This window comes from Rummeliibacillus sp. TYF005 (assembly GCF_003844195.1).
Classification (GTDB): Bacteria; Bacillota; Bacilli; order Bacillales_A; family Planococcaceae; genus Rummeliibacillus.
Genome location: NZ_ML122604.1, coordinates 1 through 10,331 on the forward strand (window position 1 = coordinate 1; position 10,331 = coordinate 10,331).

Here is a 10,331-nt window from a genome sequence, read left to right on the forward strand (position 1 = left end):
GAAAGTGTTCAAAACTACTTGACGCTTACATAAATACATAATCACGCTCTGTTTCATTACTTAAATGATCAGATCCAAAGTTGTTTGAAATCTCCGTACGTGCATTTAAAAGTGTCTCTTCATTGCTTCCCGTTATAACAGAGAGTGCCTTAAGAAAAAAGCCCATTTGTCTTAACTCCTTTAAAACTCTTACATCATAAAACTATTTTACCATAAAACAATAGTAATTATTAACTATTAAATAGAAAAATAGATAATCTTTTTTTCACAGAATGAATGCTTTACACAAAATATTAATGATTTAATATTAAAAACTAGCTAATTTCAAATAGTAAACAAAAAGTGCCAGGCACACTCACAATTCTAACAATTAAAATTGTATGTGTACCTTGCACTTCAACAAATAGTCCTGCCTATAAATAGCGCTATTTTTATGCACAGAGTAACTTTACTTTCTTTCTATAATGGCTTACAAAATTCCTGAGCCTCTCTACTAAAATGTTTATCCAAATTCTCCTAAGCTTAGCTATTCATTTTGAATGTTATTCAAAAATCTGTCCCTATAATGGAATGACTAAGCTACACAATCTTAATATACTTCAGTAATTACAGTAATGCTGCCCCAATTCAATAAAAAATGGACCTCACTATAGAGAGGTCCATTTTTATGCTGATTAATAGCAATATATTCAAAATTAGATTTATGGATTTGAGTAGTGAATAACTCTACTACAAATGCCAATGTATTTTTATTATTTTAAATTTCTAGAGGCACTTTATCTGCACTACTCTTATCTTTGATTTTTGTTTCTAGATTATGCCCTGTATCCACTAGTCCCTTAGTGTATGTTTCTATTATATTGCTTATTTTATCTAAAACCGCTCTAAATTTAGTAAAGTTAATATCGGTATAGTTATTTATAATATACTTAGAGAAAATTTCTTTACCATAGTATTTTGTAACATCATATTTATCTGCTTTTATAAATTTTTTTCCATCAATTTTATTTAAAAGGGTAATTTCTTCGAATAAATCTTCTATATCACATTCGGACTTCCCACCAATGAGAGGTACAGTTAAAAGATATAAATTATCAATAATATCAACCATGTAATTATTTTCTAAAGTCTCCCTCTTTGCAGCATCTAGATTCGCATAGTTAAGAAATTTACCTATAGGTTTTTTATTCCCACTTTTAATCTCATTATCGAACATTAAAATTACGGGGTTCATTGGTAAAGTATTGCTTATTGTTTTAAAATAACTTAAATAATTAGGAGCGGGTTTTTTAGAGTCAAAGAAATTATATATATTATTTAGTGCATTGCCCCCATCCTGGTAAATTCCCAAAAAGTATTTTAATCTCTTTGTTTTCTTTAGAAAAGATACTTTAAACTCAAATGTTCCATCACTATTTTTAGAAATTAAATTAGGGTATTCCTTGTAGAGGTTTTTTAAAGCTGATTTTAAATAAGCAATATCCGTTTTACCTTCAGTCACAATAAGTGGCTTGGGATTAGCAAAAAAGAATTTATAGAATAGAAACTTTTGATATTGAAGTTCCCTGGATGTTAAATTATTAAAATGATGTTTGACACCATCTATTTTATTATTGTACCAAGTTAGTTGATTTATAAAGGCAAATCTTCCTTCTAATTGATTAAGGGTGGCAGGTTCACCTTTAATCTCGAATTCACCTTGTTTATAGAGTTGATGGGCCATTGCCCTAGTTTCTTTGTAATAAATTCTATTTACGTTTATTTTCTTATTTACAACTAATCCTGTTACCACCTGTCTGGAATCCCTAAGTTGCAACCTTGTCTTCTTTTCATTAATTTTAAATCCTGCTCGTATTAACTCTTTAGATATATTTTTAAGAAATTCCGTCTGTAGACGTAGAAAATTTTTGTCATTAGTCGAAAATGTTAAGTCATCTGCATATCGTGTATAATTCAACTTATATTTTTTTGCCATTTTCGATACTCTGTAATCAAGTATCTCACAAATTAAGTTTGTAATAATCGGAGAACTTGGAGCTCCTTGTGGTAGTTTTCCTTCATAACATGATATTTGCGCAATAACTGTGGCTACTTCAATAGGTAGTAAGAAATTATGATTCTTTATAAAAAAACCTCTGACACGACCAAAATGAAAACTTTCAAAAAAGTTCTCTAAATCAATATTCAAAACAAACCTTTTATTCCGATGAATTTTTGCGTTTGTTATTATACTCTTATCTTTTTCAAATCCATGAGATATATTATTTTTTTTCTTCCACTTTCTTTTTTTATGTTTATACAAAGCTTCTGCAAGTTTTCTTTGAATATCCTTAAGTTCTTCTATAGGAGCATTAATTCTACGTGCGCCACCACTTTTCTTATATATTTCAAAGGAAGTGTATAAATTATTAATGCCTTTTACATACAATACATAAGTAAGCTGTTTCCTAGGAATGTTCAGGAAATCTGCAAGGTCATTTCGTGTTTTTATTTCACTAAATTCACTCATAGTAAAACTCCTTCATGAATAAGCGTGTGGCTACTCATTATGCAGTGAAAAACTAATAGATTTATATAAAATCCGGTAAATATTAAGAATAATAGAAGCTAATCCTCCTACCATTTTTGTCAACACTTGCGAAACACAAGCGAAAAAGTCTAGCCACACGACTATTCTATTATACCACCATTTTTTAAATATTTTAAAAATTAAATATTAATCTTGGATTTTAAGTATATTAAGGAATATCCCCTTGACTCTTAATAAACTATTCACTGTTAAGGTGTTGAATAAAAATATTTACCATAATACATTGTTGCAATTTAATTATCAAAAGGTTGTATTAACTTCATAAGATATAAATCCCTATGGGTCAGAGACGCACACTCTGTCGAAAAGCGTCGTTTCATAGTTTCAACATAGGAAAACTAGTAAAAGAATAATCGTGAAATTGCCCTTAAGTCACGTAAAATAGTAGGTAAGGTGAGTTGAGCCGATGCAGAAATTCAACGTAGCAGTCATTAGGCAAGGTCTTTACTGTCGTTTTCAGACCGGATTGTGAGTCTTAGAGGAGCGGGAACGGCAACAACCGTAACGGTTTGGTGGAAGTTTTGATTGGTTACGGCCAATGGTACTTGTCATGATGTATGTGGGCAAAAATGCATACGCTTTAAGCTAATGACAAGGTGAAGAAATTCAGGTATTAAACGGCAGCATCATCGGGACCAAGCTTCGTACTGAAAGTTACTCTAATTGATAAAATACTAACTCCTCTGTCCTTGAATCATACATGATCCCTGAGACAGGGGTGGGTATTTTCATAGTCAAAGCCATCTTCACCTGAAAGTGTACTAGCAACAACATCTGCTCTATCAACATCAGTCATCTAACTTGAATTACACATCAACCATTTGAATCTTCTAGTAATCTCTTAAATAAGACGGTTACTTCATATATCATCAAACCTTGTAATCATTGCCTTTAATATAGTCGGTACTCTCATATCATACATACAGAAACCAATGTTTAAGTCTTCATTTCAATAGTAATCCTTGATACAATAAGCTTATGAACATATACAAGGAGTTGGCATCATGCAAATTGAATTCGGTCAAAGTGTCATTCCTTACACATTACAGCGGAGTAATAAGCGGCAAACATTGTCTATTCAAGTGAGTGCCCAAGGAGTTGAGGTGATTGCTCCTATTGACGCTACTATTCAAGATATAGAAAGTAAGCTATTAAAGAAAGCTACTTGGATCTTGCAAAAGCAAGCGGATTTTGATGAAATGATTGAATATAATACACCTCGTCAGTTTCGGTCAGGTGAAAAGCTTCCTTACTTAGGTAGACAGTATCGATTAAAAGTAATAACTGAACCAAATATTGAAAATGCATCTTTCTCTTATAAACAAGGTAAGTTCATCGCTACTGTTTCAGAAGATATCACTCCAGAGCAATATCGAAACTTACTCTATCCCTTATACAAACAATGGATTATGGAACGTGGNACGTGGGGATCGTATTGCAAGAGAACGCATTAAACAGTTTACTAGTAAGTATGGTAAATATCCTGAGAAAATTACGATTAAAGATCAACAGCAACGTTGGGGAAGTTGTACTGCAAATCAACAAGTGCTATTAAATTGGCATATCTTTTTAGCACCTATGCAGGCGATAGATTATGTCATTGCTCATGAACTTGCACACTTAACCGTAATGGATCATTCAGAGGCATTTTGGGATACTTTATCGATGTTATATCCTGAATATGTTGCGAGTAAAGAATGGCTCCGTATTCATGGGCGCCAATTGTATATTTAATCGAAAGAAAAGGGCAATGACTTCGATAGAGTCATTGCCCTTTATACTATTAATATTGTTTTTCAGCCAAAGATACAAAGTAACCAGTTAGTATACCTGCTTCTGCAACAGATAAATCTTGATCGATTAGCTTTAACAATAATTGACCATTTAAGTTTTTCTTAAAGTCGATTTTCTTTTTCCAATCTGGAATAGGTGTTACGCTATCCTCGATAAAATGTTGAATGTCTTTTGCGATATCTTGCAGTTCATACTCTGCTTTTGATTCGCACACTTCGAGAAGTTTGTTGTAATACGGCTCTTGATATGCGGATAACCCCGTTTGTGTTTTCCCTTCCGCTTTTGCCTTCAATTCTTCTCGTATTTCAAGCATGCCATCTATATATTCAAAAATTGTTAGTTGCTCTGTACGAAGTTGTTCAATGAGTGCTTCTACTTTCTCTTTTAATGATTGATAGAACACTTCATCTTCTTCCATTTTTACAGAGATTTCATGTTTGACTGCATGTTCCATTTGAGCTGCTTTTGATTCGGGAAGTTCCTGTTTGTCGAGTTCTTCTTTAAATTGATCATCTAAAATAGGAATCGGTTTACGTACTTCAATTCCCTGTGATGTGATATAATCATGAACCATCTTTCGGACCTTTTCACCACATTCAGAAATATCCATACCATCAACTACAGCAAAACGTGAGCGAGCCAATTGACGAATTAAGCTAAGCCATTTCAAATCAGCTACAAACTTTTGAGCTTTTGGATCTGGTAGTACCCGGTCCATACTTTGTGCAAAACGTTTATAAGCAATATCAAATTTCGCACGTTCGTCTTCTGGTGCTAGTTTTAAGACAGCTAATTCTTCTTGATTCTTTTTCAATCCATCAAAGAACCGCATAGCTGCGCGATGTCGTTGTTCTAATCGTGGTAATTCTGAATCGATAGAAACCAATGCTCCCTTAACATCATTTTCGCTGAAAATATCCAATGCTTGGTCTAAAAATTTCGAAACACCAAAATAATCGACAATCAAGCCATAGGATTTATGTTCATCATATTTACGATTTGTACGTGCAATAGCTTGAAGTAAATTATGCTCTTTTAATGGCTTATCTAAATACATTACTTGCTCGATTGGTGCATCAAAACCCGTTAACAATTTATCACAGACTATTAGCATCGCTAATTTATCTTGATCTTTGCCATCACCAAAAGGCTTTTTAAATCGTTTAACGTATTCCTTTTCTTCCTCTTTAGACGTTTTATATTTCTTTAATAATTCATCTGTATCGTTTTGGCCTTCTGAAAAAATGACTGCTGTTTCAAAAGTGCCATGTGCAAATTCGTCGATTAACTCTTTATACATTGCGGCTGCACGACGTGAAACCGCAACAACTTGTGCTTTGTAACCATTCACTAACACTTTTTCTTCAAAATGCTTCACAATATCTAATGCAATATCACGCATCCGAGTGGGTGAAGTTAGGATTAGCTCTTTATTGACATATTTTGCTTTAATCCGTTCTTTGGCATCATCATCAAATTCACTAAAACTACGTGCAAAGAGTTCATCTAATGTTTCACCTTGCATTTGCAGATTAGGTAAACGAGATTCATAGAAAATTTGTACAGTCGCACCATCTTCTACAGCCTGGTCGATTGTGTATTTATCTATATAGGAACCGAACTTACCTGTTGTAGAACGTTTCTCTTTATCAATTGGAGTACCTGTAAAGCCGATGAATGTTGCCTTTGGTAAAGCTGTCCGCATGTTCATCGCAAGGCCTTTGTATTGAGAACGATGGGATTCATCGGTCATGACAATAATATTCTCCGCTTCAGAAATAATCGGGAAAGTCTCATCTTCCCTTGCTTGGAATTTATGGATTAGAGTCATAACAGTGGTTCCTTGACCTTTAGACAATTGTAATTTCAGATCTTTTACAGACGCTGCTTGTTTTGGATTCGGGAAGCCACAAGCTGTAAAGGTTTCTGTTATTTGATTGTCCAAGTCTTCACGGTCTGTCACGATAACAATCATTGGATTTTCAAGTTCAGGCATTCGACGCAGTTTTTTTGCCAGGTAGACCATAGTTAGTGATTTACCTGAACCTTGTGTGTGCCAAACAACACCGCCACGAAGTTTTGGTTTGTCGTTGTGAAGAATACGTTCAATTGCCTTTTCAACTGCACGATATTGTTGGTAACGAGCGAACTTTTTCACTTTTCCATCATAAACAATGTAATTACTAAGCATATCTAGTAGAACTTCTTTGCGTAAAATACCAGCAATTAAAATATCTTGTGGATTCGTAGACTCAAGTTCATCTACTTTTAATGGATACGGATCTTTCCATAAACCATAGTGTTGTGCTTTTGCATACAAAGTTCCGACTCTTGCCCGGTCTTTACTTGTCGCAATCATCAACTGATTGGTATAGAATAACTTTTCGTTTGTTTCGACATATCGTTCAATTTGATGGACACATTCGGGTAGCTGCTTCTCTGGTTGAAGTTTAGGACTTTTGCATTCAATAACGACCAAAGGAAGACCATTGATATAAATTAAAATATCTGGGCGAATTGTGCCATTCGGATTCTTAATGGACAATTGATTGACAACTAAATATTCATTGAGCTCACTAGTCGGATGTTCCATATCAAAAAATCGAACTGTTTGCCCCTTTTTTCCTGTTCCTAAGTCTTGCTCAACTGTTACACCATCACCAAATAACCAGTTATAGACTTTTTTATTAATTGTCCAAAGACTATCTCCAGTCGGTGCAACAAACTGACGAACCAGTTTCTCCACATTCCCATCACTAATCCAAGGATTCAATCGCTTTAATGCGGCATGAAAACGATTTTCTAGAATGATAGAAGCCTGTGAAGAACGTTCACCATCAAGTTGTGCTCCTGTTTTATGGGTATACCCATAACTCACTAATTTATTAATAAACGGCAACTCCACCGTTTCATATTCATACTGTGACACGCTGCCACCTCATTTCATATATGTATACTCTATATGATACAAAATAATGGGAATAAAGAAAAGGACTGCATACGCAGCCCCTTCTATTATTCATCAACCTTTACACGAATTTTACCTGTAAGAAGTTGTTGCATTAAACCTTTTTTAAGCTCTTCGTATTTATCCTTTTCTTTTTCATAGATGTCGATTTGATTGTCTACTGATGAAAGGATTTCGGCTATTTTTTGTTGTTCATGCAGTGGTGGAACAATTACCTTTATTGCCCTTATATTTCCCATTGATAAAGCTGGTTGTGAAGTTGTTGTTAAAAACTTATTAATCTCTTTTCTTCCTAAGGCTGAATACATAAAATACATCAAAAATTTTGCATACATATTTGAATTTACTGTTATTTTTGCAACATTTGGTGCTAAATGATACTTATTATTCATATCTATTATAGCCATTTCACCTACTGTTCCCACATAGGAAAATAATAAATCGTCAATTTTCAATTGTGAACGTGGAAGTTTTTGAGAAACATCAAGTGATATGAATTTTAAATCTTTTAAAACTAGTTTTCCATTCTTTACATTCAAAGCTCTTAATGCTATTATTTCTCCGTCTTCAATATATTCTATATGCTCTGTGAATTCATATCCAGCAAGTTTAGTTACACTAGCAATATTGTCTATCTTCTCGATTTTCCAATTAGCTGGGGTAATACCCTTTTCTGTATTTTTGAACTCAGTATGCCCTATCCCTTTCGTCAACAACTGCTGCATCAAACCATGTTTCAATTCTTTTGTTTGCTCAATCATTTGCTCCGTTTGCTCGATTTGCGTATCGACTGTTGAAAGGATATCGGCTATTTTTTTTTGTTCAAAAATCGACGGAACAATCACTTTTAACTTTCTTATTTCTCCTAAAGCAATAAATTTTTGCACCCCCCCGTTTGATATACGTCTAAACTGTTTTGTTATATATCCAGAATTCAAATATTCTAATATATATTTATTGTTCATCGTAGAAGATTTAAATTTAATAAGTGCAACATTTTTAATAGATATTTCAAAAGGTAAATCTACTATAACTGGATTTCCAACTGTGCCAATCATTCCAAATAAAATATCACCATTTTCAACAAATGAACGTCTACTAAAATTAATATGATCATCATTAGAAATATAATTCACTTCTGAAAAATCTAATTTTCCATCTTTAAGGTTTTTAGATGTCAAAAAAGGTATACCTTTTTCAATATATTTTGGTGAATCGTGAGTCCCATCTCGAACTTCTAATATGGTATTAAGTTCTTTTATATCCCATTCAACAGGTATCTCCCCAAGCTCAGTCATTTTATAACCTTCTCGTACCTCACTCATGAATCTCACCCAACCCAAGTTCTTTCAAAAAACCATTCAATTTAACTGTATTCTCAGCACGTTGTTGGTGGATAGTTGCTAGCTCATTCAATACTGCTGGAATATCAACTGGTTCTTCTTCTTCTGATTTATCAATGTAGCGAGTAATATTCAAGTTATAATCATTGTCTTTAATTTCATCTAATGATACGACTTTTGCGTATTTTTCCACATCTTCATAGGCATCAAAAGTTGACACGATTTTTTCTACATCTTGGTCTCGAAGATGGTTTTGATTTTTACCTTCTTGGTATTCATCTTCTGCTGCGATGATGAATACTTTGCCTTTGCGTTCTTCTGGTTTATGACGATTGAAGATCATGATACATGCTGGAATCCCAGTACCATAGAATAAGCTTGATGGTAAACCTATGATTGCTTCTAGTAAATCTGATTCTAAAATAGCTTTACGGATTTTGCCTTCTGCTCCGCCACGGAATAGTACACCATGTGGCATAACAACTCCGGCAACTCCTTCGCTATTAAGCGATGCAATCATATGTTGCACAAAAGCATAGTCCCCGTATGATTTTGGAGGTATCCCGAATTGATAGCGACCATATGTATCTGCTTGCGCTTCATCACGGCCCCATTCTTTTAATGAGAACGGTGGATTGGCGATTACACGATCAAATAGCATAAGTTCGCCGTCTTCTAATAGTTTTGGGTTACGAAGGGTGTCACCTTTAACAATTTGATGGTCAGGTAGACCATGTAATAATAGATTCATCTTAGCAATAGCCCATGTTTCTAAGTTTCGTTCTTGACCAAATAATGAAAGTGCTTGTGGGTTACCACCATTTGTCTTCACGTAATCGACAGATTGAATAAGCATACCACCTGATCCACATGTTGGGTCATATACGCGCATGCCTTCCTCTGGTTTAATGATTTTAACGATCAGTTCAACGACTTTAGAAGGTGTATAGAATTCTCCACCCTTTTGTCCTGCATCATCGGCGAACATTTTGATGAGATATTCATAGGCACGACCAAGCATATCTGGTTCGCTTAGATTTTCATTTCTTAAATCGAGTTCACTAAAATGTGAAAGTAGGCGTTGTAATGTTTCGTCTGTCAAAATCTCTTTATTGTTAAAATCAATCGGTGTTAATACATTTAATAATGTAGCATTTTCATTTTCCAATGCTTCGAATGCAATATTAATCGCTGCACCTATATCTGTCGCATGTTTTCGTACATTTTCCCAGCGAGCAACTTCCGGTACATAAAATTGATATTGTGTAGGCATTTCTGCAATTTGTGCACCTGTTACTTCTCCGTATTTATCAAGTAAAGCCTGACGTTGCTCTTGAAATACATCACTCGTACGTTTTAAAAATAACAAGCCAAATATATAATTTTTGTATGATACAGAACTCACTGATCCTCGTAGAATATCAGCTGACTTCCATAAATGCGATTCTAATTGTTGTTGTGTTAACTTTGTCATGGTAAACCTCCTATTTATATTCTTAGTATAAACAATCAAAGAAAAATATTAAATGCAATTGCTTTACTAATCCAATTGTTTTTATTTTTTACCAAAAATTACTCTAAAATAAAACCCTCAGTAGCTTCAACCGAGGGCACTGAAAAAGTCCTTTCTGATTTT

Annotated in this window: 7 protein-coding genes; 2 read left to right on the top strand and 5 right to left on the bottom strand. The window is 34.0% G+C overall.

The features are described from left to right. Positions 1-25: 25 nt before the first annotated feature. Both CW357_RS18400 and CW357_RS17175 read right to left on the bottom strand, forming a co-directional pair. A complete protein-coding gene (locus tag CW357_RS18400; protein WP_164489639.1) occupies positions 26-166 on the bottom strand; it encodes a hypothetical protein in 141 nt (46 codons plus the stop codon). A gap of 591 nt (positions 167-757) precedes the next feature. Beyond that, positions 758-2,509 (bottom strand): retron Ec67 family RNA-directed DNA polymerase/endonuclease, encoded by a 1,752-nt coding sequence (locus CW357_RS17175; RefSeq protein ID WP_124218688.1) that lies wholly within the window; start codon positions 2,507-2,509, stop codon positions 758-760. Between the two features lie 1,085 nt (positions 2,510-3,594). Between CW357_RS17175 and CW357_RS17180 the strand changes: the two genes are divergently transcribed. Further along, positions 3,595-4,010: YgjP-like metallopeptidase domain-containing protein (locus CW357_RS17180; RefSeq protein ID WP_241155172.1), on the top strand; the 416-nt coding region annotated here is incomplete at its 3' end. Positions 4,011-4,081: 71 nt separating this feature from the next. Continuing rightward, entirely contained in the window at positions 4,082-4,324 is a 243-nt protein-coding gene (locus CW357_RS18965; RefSeq protein WP_371684407.1) for a M48 family metallopeptidase, read from the top strand. A gap of 49 nt (positions 4,325-4,373) precedes the next feature. Here CW357_RS18965 and CW357_RS17190 read toward each other — a convergent pair whose 3' ends face one another. The 3 genes from CW357_RS17190 to CW357_RS17200 form a co-directional block, all read right to left on the bottom strand. Continuing rightward, positions 4,374-7,313 carry a type I restriction endonuclease subunit R gene (locus CW357_RS17190; RefSeq protein WP_124218691.1) on the bottom strand — a complete coding sequence of 980 codons (2,940 nt, stop codon included), beginning with the start codon at positions 7,311-7,313 and terminating at the stop codon, positions 4,374-4,376. 86 nt (positions 7,314-7,399) lie between these two features. After that, a complete protein-coding gene (locus tag CW357_RS17195) occupies positions 7,400-8,650 on the bottom strand; it encodes a restriction endonuclease subunit S (RefSeq protein WP_164489641.1) in 1,251 nt (416 codons plus the stop codon). Positions 8,651-8,669: 19 nt separating this feature from the next. Next, positions 8,670-10,169, bottom strand: a complete 1,500-nt coding sequence (locus CW357_RS17200; RefSeq protein WP_124218693.1) for a type I restriction-modification system subunit M — start codon at positions 10,167-10,169, stop codon at positions 8,670-8,672. Positions 10,170-10,331: the final 162 nt, after the last annotated feature.

Excerpts from the sequence above, each read along its gene's own strand:
- CW357_RS17175 (WP_124218688.1), bottom strand. The coding sequence starts at position 2,509 with ATGAGTGAATTTAGTGAAATAAAAACACGAAATGACCTTGCAGATTTC.
- CW357_RS18400 (WP_164489639.1), bottom strand. The coding sequence starts at position 166 with ATGGGCTTTTTTCTTAAGGCACTCTCTGTTATAACGGGAAGCAATGAA.
- CW357_RS17195 (WP_164489641.1), bottom strand. The coding sequence starts at position 8,650 with ATGACTGAGCTTGGGGAGATACCTGTTGAATGGGATATAAAAGAACTT.
- CW357_RS17200 (WP_124218693.1), bottom strand. The coding sequence starts at position 10,169 with ATGACAAAGTTAACACAACAACAATTAGAATCGCATTTATGGAAGTCA.